The 18308-nt window shown below is 45.8% G+C and carries 12 protein-coding genes, 1 tRNA gene and 1 rRNA gene; 10 read left to right on the top strand and 4 right to left on the bottom strand.

All coding sequences use genetic code 11. The annotated features are described in order from the left end of the window. Window positions 1–187: 187 nt before the first annotated feature. The 3 genes from L4D76_RS08105 to pepA all read right to left on the bottom strand — a co-directional run bounded on the left by L4D76_RS08105 (window position 188) and on the right by pepA (window position 5118). A complete protein-coding gene (locus L4D76_RS08105; RefSeq protein ID WP_428440412.1) occupies window positions 188–3049 on the bottom strand; it encodes a valine--tRNA ligase in 2862 nt (953 codons plus the stop codon). Window positions 3050–3077: 28 nt separating this feature from the next. Continuing rightward, window positions 3078–3530: a DNA polymerase III subunit chi gene (locus tag L4D76_RS08100; protein ID WP_428440411.1), complete on the bottom strand. Its 453-nt coding sequence runs from the start codon at window positions 3528–3530 to the stop codon at window positions 3078–3080. A 79-nt stretch (window positions 3531–3609) separates the two neighbouring features. Further along, on the bottom strand, window positions 3610–5118 hold the full coding sequence (gene pepA / locus L4D76_RS08095) for a leucyl aminopeptidase (protein WP_428440410.1): 1509 nt from the start codon (window positions 5116–5118) through the stop codon (window positions 3610–3612). Window positions 5119–5312: 194 nt separating this feature from the next. Between pepA and lptF the strand changes: the two genes are divergently transcribed. Together lptF and lptG are read left to right on the top strand one after the other, a co-directional pair. Then, complete coding sequence (lptF, locus tag L4D76_RS08090) at window positions 5313–6413, top strand: LPS export ABC transporter permease LptF (protein WP_428440409.1); 1101 nt, start codon at window positions 5313–5315, stop codon at window positions 6411–6413. Then, complete coding sequence (gene lptG, locus L4D76_RS08085; RefSeq protein ID WP_428440408.1) at window positions 6413–7483, top strand: LPS export ABC transporter permease LptG; 1071 nt, start codon at window positions 6413–6415, stop codon at window positions 7481–7483. Before lptF ends, lptG begins: the two co-directional genes overlap by 1 nt. 61 nt (window positions 7484–7544) lie before the next feature. Here the strand turns inward: lptG and L4D76_RS08080 are convergent, their stop codons facing one another. Continuing rightward, entirely contained in the window at window positions 7545–8036 is a 492-nt protein-coding gene (locus L4D76_RS08080; protein ID WP_428440407.1) for an RDD family protein, read from the bottom strand. A gap of 1148 nt (window positions 8037–9184) precedes the next feature. On the opposite strand from L4D76_RS08080, the gene L4D76_RS08075 reads away from it, so the two are divergent. From L4D76_RS08075 to L4D76_RS08040, 8 genes are all read left to right on the top strand, one after another. Continuing rightward, complete coding sequence (locus L4D76_RS08075) at window positions 9185–10516, top strand: PTS sugar transporter subunit IIC (RefSeq protein WP_428440406.1); 1332 nt, start codon at window positions 9185–9187, stop codon at window positions 10514–10516. 201 nt (window positions 10517–10717) lie between these two features. Continuing rightward, the gene (locus L4D76_RS08070) at window positions 10718–12031 is read left to right on the top strand and encodes a 6-phospho-beta-glucosidase (RefSeq protein WP_428440405.1); all 1314 of its coding nucleotides are present in this window, start codon (window positions 10718–10720) and stop codon (window positions 12029–12031) included. Between the two features lie 68 nt (window positions 12032–12099). After that, a complete protein-coding gene (chbG, locus tag L4D76_RS08065; RefSeq protein WP_428440404.1) occupies window positions 12100–12837 on the top strand; it encodes a chitin disaccharide deacetylase in 738 nt (245 codons plus the stop codon). A gap of 344 nt (window positions 12838–13181) precedes the next feature. Continuing rightward, a complete protein-coding gene (locus L4D76_RS08060; RefSeq protein ID WP_428440403.1) occupies window positions 13182–14177 on the top strand; it encodes a LacI family DNA-binding transcriptional regulator in 996 nt (331 codons plus the stop codon). 195 nt (window positions 14178–14372) lie between these two features. Beyond that, window positions 14373–14457 (top strand) — tRNA-Leu (locus L4D76_RS08055). 370 nt (window positions 14458–14827) lie between these two features. Continuing rightward, window positions 14828–15961: a Glu/Leu/Phe/Val family dehydrogenase gene (locus tag L4D76_RS08050; RefSeq protein ID WP_428440402.1), complete on the top strand. Its 1134-nt coding sequence runs from the start codon at window positions 14828–14830 to the stop codon at window positions 15959–15961. 30 nt (window positions 15962–15991) lie between these two features. Further along, window positions 15992–17704, top strand: coding sequence for an AMP-binding protein (locus L4D76_RS08045; protein ID WP_428440401.1), 1713 nt, complete (start codon window positions 15992–15994; stop codon window positions 17702–17704). A gap of 410 nt (window positions 17705–18114) precedes the next feature. Beyond that, window positions 18115–18308, top strand: a 16S ribosomal RNA gene (locus tag L4D76_RS08040); the annotation flags it as partial.

Raw genomic sequence — 18308 nt, 5'->3', positions numbered from 1 at the left:
TGAGGTTCTATGGAGATCTCGTTGCGAGTTCCTAGAAACGCGTAACTAGAAACTAGGAAAAGCAAAAGCTTGACATGAGGGAGTGGCTTTTGAAGTTTGCCCTAAAAATAAAAAAAGGGCTGACAATTTCTTGTCAGCCCTCTGATGTACTCGATTCTAGAAACTAGAAACTCGTTACTACTGGTACTTACAGCGCAGCGATAGTCGCTTTCTGCTCTTCCAGCTTAACCAGCGTTTCTTTGTAGCCGTCAAGCTTCTCGCGCTCTTTGGCAACAACGGCTTCTGGTGCTTTCGCAACAAAACCGGCATTACCTAGTTTGCCTTCGATGCGCTTGATTTCGCCTTGAATCCTTGCCGATTCTTTATCTAGACGCGCTAGCTCTTCATCTTTGTCGATCAGACCCGCCATTGGGATCATCAGAGTAGATTTACCAACTAATGACGTTGCACAAGCAGGAGTCTGTTCATCGTCAGACAATACTTTGATGCTGTCTAGTTTCGCCAGAGAAGCTAATACGGTTTCATTTGCGGCAATGCGTGCGGCATCTTTGTCGTCAGCGACTTTCAGCATCACATCCAGGCCTTTGCTTGGCGCAATGTCGTACTCGGCACGTAGGTTACGGATGCTGGTGATAAAGGCTTTCACCCACTCGATGTCAGCAATCGCGGCTTCGTTGACGTTCGTTTCATCAAACTGAGGCAAAGCCTGAGTCATAATGGTTTCGCCTTCAACACCGTCTACCAGCGGTTTCACGCTCTGCCAGATAGATTCAGTGATGTACGGAAGCACTGGGTGAGCAAGACGCAGAGTCTTCTCCAGAACCGTGATAAGGGTATGGCGAGTCGCACGTTGCTGCGCTTCAGAGCCTTTCCAAAGAACCGGTTTAGTCAGTTCCAGGTACCAGTCACAGAATTGGTTCCAGATGAATTCGTACAGTGTATTCGCTGCCATATCTAAACGGTAGTTTTCGATATGGGCATTGAAGTCTTTTGCTGTTAATTCAAACTGAGACTCGATCCACTTGTCAGCCAGAGAGTACTCAAGCTCAGCACCTTCAGCCATACCGCAGTCTTGATCTTCGGTATTCATCAGTACGTAACGGCTTGCGTTCCATAGCTTGTTACAGAAGTTACGGTAACCTTCCAGGCGCTTCATATCCCAGTTGATATCACGGCCTGTTGATGCCATTGCTGCAAGGGTAAAGCGCAGGGCATCAGTACCATATGGTTCGATACCGTTCTCGAAAGTTTTACGAGTTTGCTTTTCAATCTTCGCGGCCAGTTTTGGCTGCATCATGTTGCCACAGCGCTTTTCAACCAGCTCTTCAAGGCCAATACCGTCAATCATATCGATTGGATCAAGTACGTTACCTTTAGATTTCGACATCTTGTCGCCGTTTTCATCACGGATAAGGCCTGTCATGTAAACGGTTTTGAATGGAACCTGCGGTTTGCCGTCTTCGTCTTTCACGAAGTGCATGGTCATCATGATCATACGGGCAACCCAGAAGAAGATAATATCGAAGCCCGATACTAATACTTCTGATGGGTGGAATGTTTTCAGTGCTTCAGTATCTTCAGGCCAGCCCTGGGTACCGAACGTCCACAGTGCAGAAGAGAACCAGGTATCCAGTACGTCATTGTCTTGGCGAAGAACAACAACCGGTGCAAGGTTGTTGTTTGCACGTACTTCTTCTTCAGTACGGCCCACATACACTTTACCTTCGTTGTCATACCAAGCCGGGATACGGTGTCCCCACCAAAGCTGACGTGAAATACACCAGTCTTGAACATCGCGCATCCAAGCAAAGTACATATTTTCGTATTGCTTAGGTACGAATTGAATTTCGCCATTTTCAACCGCTTTCACAGCAGGCTCTGCCAGTGGTGCAGTTCGTACGTACCATTGGTCAGTCAGCATTGGTTCAATAACCACGCCGCCACGGTCACCGTAAGGGACAGTCAGGTCGTGATCTTTAACTTCTTCTAGAAGACCAAGCTCATCAAATTCTGCCACGATCGCTTTACGTGCCGCAAAGCGTTCCATGCCATGGTATTTTTCTGGTAGATCAGTGCTGTATACATCACTTGCTTCACCGTTGGTGGTGAAGACTTCAGCGCTGTCACGGATGTCAGCATTGAAGGTCAGGATGTTGATCATTGGCAGGCTATGACGTTTGCCAACCTCGTAATCGTTAAAGTCATGGGCTGGGGTGATCTTCACACAACCGGTGCCTTTTTCCATGTCAGCATGTTCATCGCCCACGATAGGGATACGACGGTCAATGACAGGAAGCAGGATCTCTTTACCAATCAGATCTTTGTAACGTGGATCTTCAGGGTTTACGGCCACACCGGTATCACCCAGCATGGTTTCCGGGCGCGTGGTGGCGACAACGATGTAATCTTTGCCATCCGCTGTTTTTACGCCATCCGCCAGCGGGTAGCGGAAGTGCCACATGAAGCCTTTTTTATCTTTGTTTTCAACTTCCAGATCGGAGATCGCCGTGTGTAGCTTAGGATCCCAGTTAACCAGGCGCTTACCACGGTAGATAAGATCGTCTTCGTATAAACGAACGAAGGCTTCTTGAGTCGCGTTAGACAGGCCGTCATCCATTGTGAATCGTTCACGATCCCAGTCGACAGATGCACCCAGGCGGCGAAGCTGCTTGGTGATGGTGCCACCAGATTCAGCTTTCCACTCCCAGATCTTATCGATGAACGCATCACGGCCGTAGTCGTGCTTAGTCTTGCCTTCTTCGGCAGCAATTTTACGCTCCACAACCATCTGGGTTGCGATACCTGCGTGGTCAGTACCGACTTGCCATAGGGTGTTTTTGCCTTTCATGCGCTCACAGCGGATCAGGGTATCCATAATGGTATCCTGGAACGCGTGGCCCATGTGCAAACTACCAGTGACGTTTGGCGGTGGGATCATGATGCTGTAAGCATCTTTAGATGTATCACCGTGAGGCTTGAAGTAACCAGCCTCTTCCCAGCGCTGATATAGCGCTTGTTCAATTGATTGTGGGTTGTATGTCTTTTCCATAGCGCTCTTAGAAGGATCGATGTGGGAATTAGGGCGTCTCAGGGGCAGCGGCGGTCTGCAATTGAATGCCAGCAAGGCGGTATGCCTTATAGCGTTCGCGAGCCAACTGCTTGAGCTTTTCATCGCAAGGGACGAAGTCTATCACTTGTGGGAAGGTTACGGCAAAATTTGGTGCATCTTGACCCAAATTTATTAGCAAGCTACGGCGTCCGCTATAACGTAAACCGGGCCAGCCAATCTCAACAGGCGAACCGCCCCTTGGCCCTTCACCAATTAAATTGTGAGGGACGAAGTTATCGGGTTCCTGTTGCCATAAGTACTCATCAAGCTGTTCTGCCTGTTTTTGACTTTCAGCGAGCAGATAAACTTTGTTGCCTTGCTGGTAACTCAATGCTGCCTGGTGACAAGCAAAATGAAGCTGGTAGTCACTATCAGCTTCGAGGTGTTTGTCATCAATTATATAAAAAGTAGCATGAGTCATGGTGTTTTATCTCAACAAGAAAGGGGCCATCCGGCCCCGTTATACCAACTCAGATCATAATGCGGGTTGGTATTCTGTCCTATTCGGCGTTTTCGAGGCCGGCACGATTTAACAGGAATTGGACCAGTAATGGAACCGGGCGCCCTGTTGAACCTTTGGCTTTACCGCCAACCCACGCTGTACCTGCGATATCCAGGTGTGCCCAGTTATATTTTTTAGTGAAACGAGACAAGAAGCAGCCTGCAGTAATGGTACCTGCACCAGGGCTACCCAGGTTTGCCATGTCAGCAAATGGGCTCGTTAGTTGTTCTTGGTACTCATCGGACATTGGCAGGCGCCATGCACGATCACCGGCTTGTTCCGACGCATTGATCAGCTCATGAGCTAATGGATTGTGGTTACCTAGCAAGCCGCTGATGTGGTTACCCAGCGCGACAACACAGGCGCCTGTCAGGGTCGCAACATCAATAACGCATTCTGGTTCAAAGCGCTCAACATAAGTTAGCGCATCACAAAGCACCAAACGGCCTTCAGCATCGGTATTCAGTACCTCTACCGTTTTGCCAGACATCGTGGTGATGATGTCACCCGGGCGGTAAGCGCTGCCGCCTGGCATATTTTCACAGCCAGCCAGAATACCGACAACATTGATTGGCAGGTTCAGCTTCGCCAGTGATTTCATTGCGCCAAAGACAGATGCCGCACCACACATGTCATACTTCATTTCATCCATCTGAGCGGATGGCTTGATGGAAATACCACCGGAATCGAATGTCAGGCCTTTACCCACCAGCACAATCGGTTTGGCTGTTGAATCCGGGTTACCTATATATTTGATCACTGACATCATGGCTTCGTTTTTCGAGCCCTGACCAACCGCCAGGTAAGATGTCATGCCTAGCTCTTTCATTTCCTGCTCACCAATGATTTTGGTCGATACAGTGTCATAATCATCGGCTAGACGACGAGCTTGTGAAGCGAGGTAAGCCGGGTTTGCTACGTTTGGCGGCATATTACCCAGATCTTTACTTGCTTTCACACCCGAAGCGACAGCTAAACCGTGCGAAATAGCACGCTCGCCTAACGACAGTTCGCGGCGAGTTGGTACATTAAAGACCAGCTTGCGCAGTGGACGGCGGGTTTCTGGCTTGTTGCTCTTAAATTGATCAAAGGTGTACAGGCTGTCTTTGGTTGTTTCAACTGCCTGGCGAACTTTCCAGTAAGTATCGCGGCCTTTTACATGTAGCTCGGTCAGGAAGCATACCGCTTCCATTGAACCTGTTTCATTCAGGGTACTGATGGTTTTCTTGATGATTTGCTTATATTGGCGTTCATCAAGTTCACGCTCTTTACCACACCCTACCAGTAGTACACGCTCAGATAATACGTTTGGTACATGGTGAAGTAACAGCATCTGGCCCGGCTTACCTTCTAAGTCGCCGCGACGCAGTAATGAGCTGATATAGCCATCACTGATTTTATCAAGTTGTTCCGCTATTGGAGAGAGGCGACGTGGTTCAAAGACGCCGACGACAATACAGGCACTTCGCTGTTTCTCGGGGCTGCCACTTTTTACACTGAACTCCATGCGTACTCCTACATCCTACTAAAGACAATTAATGCTAAATGTTAGATAATACCGCACTTACTTGCTGGACCGCTCTATCGGTATAGGATTAAAGTGCAGGCTAACAATTAGCCGAAAGATTAAAAAATAACTGATTTACCGAAAAACTATAGTGATTCCAGTAAAAAAACAAGTTTTCTATGGGTATATAAAGCGTGATTATTGTTCGGTATTTGACACGTGAGACATTAAAAAGCCAATTTTCAGTTCTTTTTGTGCTTTTTCTTGTATTTATTAGTCAAAAATTTATTCGTATTCTGGCCTCTGCAACAGAGGGGTCAATTCCTGGTGATCTGATTTTGACATTGATGGGGCTGTATATGCCGTCAATGACATTGTTGATGCTGCCTCTCAGTCTATATATTGGCATTTTGCTGACTTTTGGCCGTTTGTATGGCGAAAGTGAAATCACTGTCATGAACGCAACGGGGATTGGCAATAAGTTTCTGATCCAGGCCGCGCTGTTGTTAGCGGTGCTTACGGGCTCTGTTGCCGCTTTTAACTCCTTGTGGCTTGCCCCCTGGAGTGCCGAGCAGGAAACACGGGTCATGGAGGCTGTGGAAGCGGACTCTGGCCTGGAGTTGTTAGTGAAAGGTCAGTTTCAGGCCGCCCCCAATGGCAGGGGGGTCGTCTTTGTTAATGACATCACTGACAGTGGTTCTAAGTTGCATAAGGTATTTGTGGCACAGCCGATTGCTCGCGATACATTACGTCCAAGTGTCATGGTGGCCGATCGTGGTTATGTCAGTGAGCTGAACGATGGTCGCCAGGTTCTGGATCTGAAAGATGGCACCCGTTATGAAGGATTCCCGACCCGGCTTGATTATTCCATCACTGAATTTGATGAGTATCAAGCGTTAATCGGCCAGCGTGCTGTTCGCGAAAAAACTCGTGACTGGGATGCATTACCGACTCTAGAGCTAATGAAAAACCCGGAACTGGCAGCGAAAGCGGAGTTTCAATGGCGTGTCTCATTATTCTTATGTATTCCTCTTTTAACTATGGTCGTTGTGCCGCTGTCGGCCGTTAATCCGCGCCAGGGACGGTTCGCCAAGCTGTTTCCTGCGGTATTAATATACTTGGCGTACTTCCTGGCAATTAGCGCCGCTAAATCATCCGTGGAAGATGGCGGGTTGCCTTCATCGATCGGTTTGTGGGCAATCAATGGCGTGATGTTGTTAGTTGCAATAGCCTTAAATGCCTGGGATACCATGCCATTGAGGGTGCTGAGAGATAAATTACGGAGACGCGGCTAATGTTTAAGATTTTAGACTGGTACATTGGCCGAACGATTATTGCGACGACCGCCTTAACGTTATCTACGCTGGTTGGGTTATCCGCCATCATCAAATATGTTGAGCAGCTTCGTAAAGTGGGCGATGGAACCTACGACTTATGGAAAGCGCTCATGTATGTATTGCTGAGTGTTCCTCGTGATATCGAAATGTTCTTTCCGATGGCGGTATTGCTGGGGGCATTGATCGGCTTAGGCACACTGGCATCCAGCTCTGAGCTGGTCGTTATGCAGGCGGCAGGCTTCTCTAAACTTGATATCGGTTTGTCAGCACTAAAAACCGCGGTTCCTCTGATGCTTATCGTGATGGCGCTAGGCCAGTGGGGGGCTCCTGAAGCACAAAAAGCAGCGCGCGAACTTCGTGCTTTGTGGACGTCTGGGGGAAATATGCTGTCAGTTCAGCGTGGCGTTTGGGCAAAAGATGATAATGACTTCATTTATATCGGCCGTGTCCATGAGAAGAGTCATCTAGTCGCTGTTAATATCTGGCAGTTTGATGAACAAGATCAGCTTAACCAAATGGTGTTTTCAAAGTCAGCATCCTATGATGAACAGCAAGGCTGGCAGCTTGCTGATGTGACGGTTACTGCTATTTCAGATGTTAAGCAGACCAACACGGAATATGACACCTTAGCCTGGAAAACCTCATTAACACCTGAAAAATTAGCTGTCGTCACGGTAAAACCTGAGGAGCTATCACTCTCAGGTGTCTATGAATATGTATCGTACCTGAAAGAGTCAAAGCAAGATGCCTCTCGTTATGAGCTGGCCTTCTGGCGCAAGATGCTGCAGCCAGTCTCGATTGCGGTCATGATGCTGTTAGCTCTGTCATTTGTCTTCGGACCGCTGCGTTCCGTGACAATGGGCGCACGCGTCCTGTCTGGGGTCATTTTTGGTTTTGCGTTCTATATTTCGAATGAAGTATTTGGCCCGATGAGTCTGGTGTATCGCTTACACCCTGTTATTGGTGCTTTGGGGCCAAGTATGGTCTTCCTGGTGATTACGTTTTATTTGCTGCGGCGTAAGTTATAAAAAAAGAAGAAGGAGCCATATGGCTCCTTCTTCTTTTTATACCTGTTCCACACTCTCACGATTATTTTACGGCGGTGACAATCATTTCACACTCAGCCATTAAGTCCTGGAAGGATTGTTTTTTACTGTGAAACGGGGCTAATAGATTTCCTAACCCAAAGGCAGACGTTCCCATACGGATGAAAGCTTGAGTCAAACGAATATTTGAACCATCTGCATTTTGGATGCGCAACTTCCAGGCACGCATACCGAGTGTTTGTCCACCTTTACACCAGAAGTAAGCATAGAATCCAATCATTACGGCAGCGAGATAAGCGGGATAAATGATCCCGGCCACAGGGTGTGTGCTCAGGTAGGCGCTGACATCTTCATGATCACCAAGTTCAAGAATACCGAAATGGAGTAAGGCGGCCATAATGGCCATTGCGGCACCCCCTGCGAGCATAAGTACAGCGGCTACCACCAGAGAGTCGTAAACCCAAGCCCCTAGACGGCGAAATAAGCCTGGGTATTGTTTCGCCAGTTTAACGTCCTGTTGTTTTTTCTTTCTCATCTTTACACCAAGTAAGTTTGCCTGCCCGATCAATGAAAAGGTCTATGGCGACTGTATTTGTTCGCCGATATTATACCCAAGTGACCTCAAGATGCTCGTTTCAGCGAGAATTTATTGGCTTCTAGGTAAGGCGCTGATTTGATGACATAGTTGTTCTACGTCAAAAATCAGCAACGCAGCATAGCAGTCAATAAAACTCGCCCTCTGGGAGTGACTCAGCGTGCCCACTTCTGCGTCAAATGAGCTTGAAAGGGACAACCATTCCTATGCTCATTTTCCTTGAATTGAACTCGCTGAGCTCACTCTGAATCCTGCATCTTGAGGTCACTTGGGTATGTATCTGCGGGATCTGCAAAAAATCGACACCAGTGAGCAGTTTAACATTATTTGTTTTAACGTGAATGTTTGGTTTGTGTTGGTGTTAGTCGCAAAGAAATCATGCAAGCACAGCATATTACCAGGTCAATAATGTGCGCTATGACATTAAGGTGAAAACGGTTAGAGATGCTTTGTTGTTCTATTCGCCTTATAAAAGCAGGCAAAAGTTTTAATTCTTATTTACCACATCTCTTCCAAAAGAAGCAATGAAACTGTTTTGTAGTTTTTTGTTTATTAAAGTGAGAGCTTGTTCACGTGAAATGCAACCGGTTGCGCTTTTTGTTTTGGCTTTGTTTGGTTACAATTTTTATATCGTTATATATAGTGATCAAATAAAAGCAGGATAGTGAAACAAAGAAGGTTTTATTGTGCTGCAGTGTCAGGATGTCAACCAGTATGTTGATAAGGAAGTTGTAGTGGTAGAAAGAGGTATGGATTGTAAGATTGAAGCGCTAGCCCTAAATGCGTTTGAAGATGCAAGACAAGGCTTTAATCTCTGTTTTTTAGACCATTGGGTTTGTTCTTAGTTAGCTGAATGACCGAAAGTAGCCAGTTTATATGGTAAGCAGGTCGTTGCTATTTCTCTTCTTGCGTTCGGCACGATGAAAGGAAGTGAAGTATTGGAATAAGCCTTATCTCTTATTTTATATTGAGTTAAACATTAATTAACCTGTATCTGTTTGGTTAACATTTGCGATAAATAATATTGTATATCTCTACATCATGGGTGTGGAGTGTGATGTTTTATCATAAACAAAAGGATTAGTTCTATGAAGCTCTATGATGCAATAATTAATACTGTTGAAAGGCATATTGCACCGCTCGCAGTTAAAGTTGGTAATCAAAAACATGTTCGTGCAATGCGTGATGGTTTTATTGTTGCGATGCCATTTATTATTGTTGGTAGTTTTGCCTTGGTTTTTGCCTTTCCACCTTTTGATGCAGATACGCAAAATTCTTTCGGTCGTGCTTGGCTTGATTTTGCGGCGGCAAACTTTGACAACATTATGATGCCCTTTCAAATGACGATGGGAATAATGGCCGTCTTTGTGTCAATGGGGATTGGATACAGCCTGGCACGTGCTTATAAAATGGATGGAATTACCAGTGCCTCACTATCGCTAATGTCCTTTTTAGTTGCATCGGCACCTGCGACAAACGACACGTTATCAATGGGTCACATGTCTGGCACGGGTATTTTTACAGCCGTTATCAGTGCGTTCTTTTCTGTTGAATTGATCCGTATATTGAAAAAGTACAATGTTACCATCAGGCTGCCTGAGCAAGTGCCACCGGCGATTGCCCGTTCTTTTGAATTGCTGATCCCTGTGATTGTCGTCTTCTTGACCCTTTTCCCTTTGAGTCTCTTTGTACAAGCTCAATATGACATGCTGATCCCAGATTTGGTGTTGGAGATGTTCAGGCCTTTGGTCAGTGCATCAAATTCATTGCCAGCCATCATTGGTGCGCTGCTAGTGTGTCAGCTATTGTGGTTTGCTGGTATCCATGGCGCCGCGATTGTCGTTGGTCTGCTTTCGCCTATTTTCTTAACTAATATCAGTGCCAACCAAGCCGCGTATGTCGCGGGTGAGCCAATCCCCAATGTCTTTACTCAACCTTTCTGGGATTTCTACATCTTTATCGGTGGTTCAGGTGCCACGTTGGCGTTAGTTATCCTGATGATGTTCAGCCGTTCGGTTCACCTTCGTAGTCTTGGCCGTATGAGCTTTGTTCCTGGTTTCTTTCAGATCAATGAACCCGTGATCTTCGGTAGCCCTCTCGTATTAAACCCAACCATGTTTATCCCGTTTGTTTTTGCACCCGTTTTAAATGCAGTTGTTGCTTATACCGCAGTACATATGGGCATAGTCGGAATGGGTGTCTCACAGACAGCATGGACGGCTCCAGCCCTTCTTGGTGCTTCTTGGGGATCAGGTTGGACCCTGTCTCCGGTCTTACTTGTTATCGCGTTACTCGTGATGGATTTATTCATCTACCTGCCTTTCTTCAAAATGTTTGAGAAGCAGCTATTAGAGGAAGAAGGTAAGTCGGCGAGCAAAGAACAAGCATCTGAAGCGGCACCAGCTCCCGCAACAGCATAGCAATAATCAGTGGGTTATTGCGTTCCGCGATAACCCAGATTCAGCTTCAATAAGCTGAATAATGAGAAAGTAAGGTGCAGATGGCACCAGTTGGCGCATACGCAAGAGCACTTGCTGACGTCCATTCGTGTCCATGAGTTCGCAACAGAAATGATTGCTCTGCATTACAAATGTCAGGAAATAAGTAAAAAGGATTGGATTATGACTAAATCACCATTAAAACTGGCCATTATCGGGGGGGGAAGTAGCTACACTCCCGAACTGGTGGAAGGTGTATTGAAAAGACTTGACCGCTTGCCTGTAAAAGAAATTCATTTTGTTGATATCGAACCGGGTCAGAAAAAGCTGGATATTATCGAAGCGTTGGCGCGGCGTATGGTTGAAAAGGTTGGTGCCGAAATTACCATTAAGGCTTCGTTAGATCGCCGTGCAGCGATAAAAGATGCTGATTTTGTTATGACTCAGTTCCGTGTCGGCGGATTGCAAGCTCGTGCAAATGATGAGCGTATACCACTCAAGTATGACGTGATAGGGCAAGAGACGACAGGTCCTGGTGGTTTTGCAAAAGCACTTCGTACGATCCCTGTGATCCTTGATATTTGCAAAGATATTGAAGAGCTGGCTCCAAATGCCTGGCTGCTTAATTTTACCAATCCTGCCGGTCTGGTGACAGAAGCAGTGCAAAAATACAGCAAGGTTAAAACCATTGGTCTTTGCAATGTGCCCGTTTCGATGAAGATGATGATTGCAGAGATGATGAATTGCTCACCTGATGATTTATCTTTGGAATGTGCTGGGTTGAACCATTTGGTGTGGACTCATCGCGCTTGGCTTGATGGCAAGGATATTACTGCGGAAGTGCTGAAAAAAGTGGGTGATGGGGCAAACTTCAGCATGAAAAATATCTTTGAAGAACCGTGGGATCCTGCTTTTCTTAAAGCCTTAGGTGCGATTCCATGCCCATATCACCGCTATTTTTATCAAACAACCGCTATGCTCGCTGAAGAAAAGGAAGCTGCACAAAGTGGGGGGACGCGAGCGGAACAAGTAATGGAAACCGAACGAGAGCTTTTTGAGTTATATCAGGATACCAGCCTTGATCGTAAACCTGAGCAGCTTGAGAAACGCGGCGGCGCCCATTACTCAGATGCATCACTTAACTTGGTTGACGCCATCTACAATAATCTTAATACGATTAACGTTGTAAATGTACGTAACAACGGCACTATTGCCACCTTGCCTGATGATGCCGTGATCGAATGCAGTGCTGTTGTCGGCAGCTGGGGAGCTAAGCCTTTAGCTGTCGGACATTTAAGTCCAGCGGTGAGCGGTTTGATTCATCAGGTCAAAGCCTATGAACAATTGACGGTTGAGGCTGCAGTGCATGGTGATTATGACAAAGGCTTAATGGCGTTGGCGAATAATCCCCTGGTGCCAGATATTAAACGAGCCAAAGCAATATTGGATGACATATTGCGAATTAATCATGACTACTTACCACAATTCAATAAGTAATAATTACAGTTGATAGGAAATCTTGAGCGGCAAGGAAGCCGACGACGATTATAATTTTAGGTGATGCTATGCATGTAATTTTTAATGCGGATGATTTTGGTTTGACTCCCGGCGTTAATTTGGGGATCGTTGCTGCCAGTCAGTCAGGGGTGGTACGTTCAACAACTCTCATGGTGGGTATGGAGGCTGACAAACATGCAATTGATCTGGCTTCTTTAACGCCTTCACTCAACGTGGGGTTGCATTTGCGGTTTACGGCTGGTGCGCCGCTCACTGCAGCCCATTCCTTGACAAGCGAAAATGGCCAATTTCTCAAAAAACGAAATTATTGTCAGAAAAAAGATTTTGTTGAACAACAGATCGCTGATGAAGTGACTGCGCAAATTGAGCATTTTCTTGCTTCAGGGTTAAGCTTAAGCCACATTGATAGCCACCACCACGCTCATACTCACCCTCAAATATTACCAGTGGTACAAGAGCTAGCTCGTTATTACAAAGTACCATTAAGAGAATGTGGTGAATATGGTATGACATCGAACGGTTGTCGATATATCTTCAGTGATGATTTTTACGGTGATGACATTGGTGTCGATAAACTATTGGGGATTATAAAAAAGCATCAAAATCGCTGTGATGTATTAGAAATCATGTGTCATCCTGCTTTTATTGATCAGCCTTTATTAGATATTAGCAGTTACAATGTGTTAAGAGCAAAAGAGTTGGCTATATTAACAGATGGAAGCTTACATGAAAGATTAGATAAGCAAGGTGTTGAAGTCTCTGGTTTCTCTATATTATCGAATTGAATGGCTTTTTAATAAAGTCTAGCCTCAAAAATTTCATACTCTAATAGTGATTTATACTGGCTAAGATAAATTAGTTATTTCAATGGGGATTTTCATCTAACATATTATCAGAGGCTAAAAACGTTAATTTAGCTTCTGATAACAGAATAGCAGCTGTCAGTTACGCAATTCCCACCTGATTCACCATTGCGAATAACTGGCAGCTTGCTATAAATAGGGTGTTTATTCAAAATTACGCCGTCGATGCCTTTCGGCAGATGTTGGTTTCCTCTATAGTCGAGGGCTGGCTAACGGGGCGCTCATAATGCCTCTCAATTAATCATCAGAGGTAAGACGCAAAGGTTATGGCAAGAATCAAAGACGTTGCTCTTTTAGCTGGTGTTAACCGTTCGACGGTATCAAGAATAATAAATGGTGAAGGTAAATTCCGAGCCGATACTAAAAGAAAAGTCGAACAAGCTATGGCAGAGTTGAATTATCGTCCCAGTGCAATAGCGCGCTCTCTCGCAACTGCCTCATCCAATATGATAGGTTTATTGGTCACTAACTATACAGGTGGTTTTTTTGGTGAAATGATGGATCAAGTTCAGGCTGAACTTGATTTGCATAAGAAATTTCTTATTACCGCCCAGGGGCATCACTGTGCAGATGGTGAACGGGAAGCTATTCGTCGATTTCATGATCTTCGTTGTGAAGGGGCGGTTCTTTATAGTCGTTATCTTAGCGACGATGAATTGCGACAACTGGCTCTGGAACCGACACCTTTTGTTCTGTTAGATCGTTTAGTCGAAGGTTTGGAATCTCGGTGTATTACGTTTGACCATATGCATGCTGGGCGAATGGCTGTCAGTCATCTGGTTAAGCTAGGACACAGGAAAATTGCTTGTATATCAGGTTCTCTCAATCATACCAATAGCAGGCAACGCTACCAAGGTTATATTAATGCACTAAAAGAGGCTGATATTGCCATTGAGCCGACTCTAAGTGTTAAAGGCGACTATGGCCGGGAAAGTGGCTACGTTGCGGCACAACAACTTTATCAAGCTCACCCTGATATGACCGCATTATTTTCTTGTAGTGAGGAGATGATGGGGGGAGCTTTACAGTTTCTTCATGATCATAATATCGAAGTACCCAAACAAATTTCGCTAATTAGCTTTGATAGTGTCGACTTGTGTGCAAGCTTTTATCCTACTGTATCTGCGGTGCACTTCCCTATCAGTGATATGGCTCGTGTCGCCGTTGAAGTGCTGAAAAGCCAAATAAAACAAGAAAGCATTAGCGTTAATCGTCGTTTTGAGCCAGAACTACGGATCCGCAATGGCGAGAGATTTGTGTAGCCCCTGTACCGAGTTAACGAGACCTTTATTATGGCGTTGTCGCAAGTGTAACCACATACTGTAGCGGCTTGAACAATGAAAAAGTGGCACGTCTGAGCGATAAGCTATCACCTTGACTGAAAATGCAGCAGGTGAGGGTTTGGATGAAAGAAATGCTTGCGCATCAATCTTGTATACGTATAATGAGCCGCATCTGCCCGAGTGGTGAAATTGGTATACACGACGGATTCAAAATCCGTTGTCGCAAGACGTGCCGGTTCAAGTCCGGCCTCGGGCACCAGATAAAATGATAAAGCCTCAACTTCGGTTGGGGCTTTGTTGTTTCTAGACCGATCAAAAACTTAGGTTCGCTTTTCTTCTTGTCATCAATCAGTGAAAAGCGAGTTTAAGCCTCTTCATTTTTTCGAACCCGTCAATTTCCTGAACTTTCACGTGCAGAATCTGTGCGCAAAGCAATTCAAGTAAATCTTGAACTGTCCTGTTCGTGTAAAATCACCACCCAACATACGCATGTCTTGTGGTGTGCCGAGTTCCGGTAATCTTACTGTCTTTTTACTTTAACATCATGGAATTCCAGTTATTCCCCCCTTTTTTGGCTAATTGTGACTATGGTTTATATACAACAAATAGTCATTGGCGAAAGATATAATATGGACGAGATATTTCAATATTCCGATGAACTCGGGCCATTTAAAATCATTCATTTGTATGAACCCTCTGTGAACTTAAAAGCGGTGCTGGTGGTGGATAATGTGGCGATGGGGCCGTCAATAGGCGGTATTCGTATGGCTGCTGATGTCACAACGGAGGAGTGTGTCAGGCTTGCCCGGGCTATGACATTTAAAAATGCCGCAGCGGGACTGCCCCATGGGGGCGGTAAAGCCGTAATCTGCGCTGATCCTAAAATGAATAAACAAGATAAAGAGGCATTGATTCGTGCTTTTGCCCAAGGCCTGCGTAATGAAGAGACCTATATTTTCGCGCCGGATATGGGAGTGGATGAAGAGTGCATGGCCTGGATCCGGGATGAAGTTGGCCGGGTGGTAGGGCTGCCCCATGTATTCGGGGGGATCCCTCTCGACAAGTTGGGGGCGACTGGCTGGGGATTAACTCAAGTTGTTGATGTTGTGGCGAAAGAATGCGGGTTTAAGGTGAAAGGATCGCGGTTTGTCGTGCAGGGTTTTGGCGCGGTGGGTAAGCATGTAAGTCGGTTCCTCGTTGATAAGGGGGCGTTGTTGGTGGGGGTGTCTGATTCCCGTGGCGCAATCTGTAATCAAAATGGCCTGGATGTAGGGCAACTGTTAACCCTGAAAACCGAAGGCAAATCTGTTACTGAGTACGATGACGCGACCCAAATCACGGGTGAAAATCTGGTTGGTATTGAATGTGATGTGTGGATCCCGGCAGCCAGGCCGGATGTGATCCATGAGGGTAATGTTCAGCATATGAACACCAAGGTCATGGTGCAGGGTGCCAATATTCCCTGCACGCTAGAGGCTGAGAAATATCTCCATCAGCATGGTGTGCTATGTATTCCTGATTTTATCGCCAATGCGGGCGGGGTGATCTGTGCGGCGATGGAATACCGTGGCGCAACTCAGGCGGCAGCCTTTCAGGCAATCGAAGAAAAAGTGCGACGCAATACCGAGCAGGTGCTCAAGCGGGTCAATGAGCAATCCATGCTGCCTCGCGATGCCGCCGTAGCATTAGCCAAAAAACGGTTAAACAAAGCGATGTCTTATCGTCGCTATTCCCTGTTTTCGACGGCCCCTCATTTTCTTTGAGCCTTCGTTTGCTGACATGAGGTAAGCATTATGGAAATGGCACCAAAGAGTTATTTTCATCGTGGTGGTAACCAATCGTTGCTCGGTAATACCATTCCTGAGCATTTTATTAATGTTGCCCGGCAATACCCACAAAGGGAAGCGGTTGTCTCATTAGCCCAAAATCAGCGATTAACGTATAAAGCATTATCCGCTGAAATAGATTTACTGGCTAAAGGACTGTTAGGTTCTGGTTTTCACAAAGGCGATCGGATTGGTGTCTGGTCTACTGATAATCTTGAGTGGTTACTGTTGCAAATGGCGACGGCACGTCTTGGTATGGTCTTAGTCAACATCAACCCGGCTTACCGAAAAAAGGAATTGGCTTACGCGTTGCAATGCTCTGAAGTGCAGGGGTTGTTTGTGATCCCTGCCTTTCGTGATAGTGATTACCTCTCAATGTTGCTGGAGCTTATTCCTGAGCTGAAAACACCATCGCCTCAGCTAAATTGCAAGGCATTTCCGTTCCTGCGTGCGGTGATTGTATTTGATCCCGAGAACCCGCAACAGAGCGAGCGTCCAGCAGCCGGGTTTAAAATCTGGCCGGAGGTTTTGGCTGGTGGTCAAATGATGTCGGATAATGACATTGACAGCATTACTGAAAGTCTGGACCGTGATGACCCGATCAATATTCAATATACCTCGGGTACCACCGGCTTTCCGAAAGCCGTGATATTGAGCCATCATAACATTCTCAATAATGCGTATTTTTCCGCGAAAGCCATGCACTTTAGCGAACAGGACAAGTTATGTGTTCCGGTGCCTTTTTATCATTGCTTCGGCATGGTACTGGCTAATCTGTTATGTTTTTCGGTTGGTGCTTGTATTGTTATTCCATCTGAGCACTTTGATCCCACTGCAGTATTGCATGCTATTGATAGTGAAAAATGCACGGCGGTACATGGGGTGCCGACCATGTTTATTGCCGAATTAGAACACGCTGACTTTCACCGCTATGATATGAGTAGCTTGCGTACCGGGATCATGGCCGGAGCACCCTGTCCGCCGCCTCTCATGGTGCGGGTAATGGAAGATATGCATTGTCGTGAAATACTGATTGGCTATGGTGAAACCGAAGCCTCGCCACTTACCCATTTAACCACACGGGATGACAGCCTTGAGCGCCGGACAGAAACGGTCGGTAAAAATTTAGCCCATCAGGAAGTGAAGGTGGTGAGTATTCAAAGTGGAGAAACCGTGCCGTTAGGTGAGATTGGTGAAATTTGTTTCCGAGGTTATCACTTGATGCAAGGTTACTATGGCAATACGAAAGGCACCAAGGAAGCGATAGACGAGCATGGTTGGTTACATTCCGGCGATCTGGGAACAATGGATAATGAAGGCTATGTGAAAATTACCGGACGAATAAAAGAGATGATCATCCGCGGCGGTGAAAACATCTACCCCAGAGAAATCGAAGAGTTTTTATTTTCTCACCCTAAGATCCAGCAGGTTGCGGTCTTTGGTATTGCTGATGAGTATTATGGTGAAGAGCTGGTGGCCTGGATCCAGTTGCATGCCGGTGAAACGGTTACTGAAAATGACATTCGAGAATATTGCCAAGGGCAAATTACTCACTTCAAGATCCCCAAATACATTCGCTTTGTTGATACGTTCCCGATGACAGTGACGGGTAAATTGCAAAAATTTCGAATGCGGGAGCTGGAATTGGCACAATCACAGTCAGAGCAAGGTTGTGATTGACTTAGTCATACGTATTAATGAGCTGGCGAACTTATAAAAACAAGTATGGTGTGCTTTTTTTAAGCGTATCGACTCTTATTGTTTGTTGTTTGTTCGGTCGGGTGATTTATTTGAATTTAATTCTAAATACCTATTGCCAATGTGATCGAAGTCTCTATAATGCCGCCTCACTGACACGGAGCACGGCAACTTAAGCCGGTAACCAGTCAGTATGTTCTTTAACAATTTGACCATGCAATCTGTGTGGGCACTCGTGAAATGATTCGTCGAAAGATTTATCAATGAACTGAGTGACCTTAATCATCGCAAGATGACACAGTCAATTTATGCTTCATTACTTCTTTTAGAAGTAACGAAACAAGAAAATCAGTAAAAATCATTGAGCCGTATCGAAAGATGCAACAAAACTTTAATTGAAGAGTTTGATCATGGCTCAGATTGAACGCTGGCGGCAGGCCTAACACATGCAAGTCGAGCGGTAACAGGAAGAAGCTTGCTTCTTTGCTGACGAGCGGCGGACGGGTGAGTAATGCCTGGGAATATGCCTTGATGTGGGGGATAACTATTGGAAACGATAGCTAATACCGCATAACTACCGCATAAC

It is taken from the genome of Photobacterium sagamiensis, from assembly GCF_050337085.1.
In the GTDB taxonomy this organism is placed as follows: domain Bacteria; phylum Pseudomonadota; class Gammaproteobacteria; order Enterobacterales; family Vibrionaceae; genus Photobacterium; species Photobacterium sagamiensis.
This window is presented reverse-complemented; position numbering and strand designations above follow the sequence as displayed.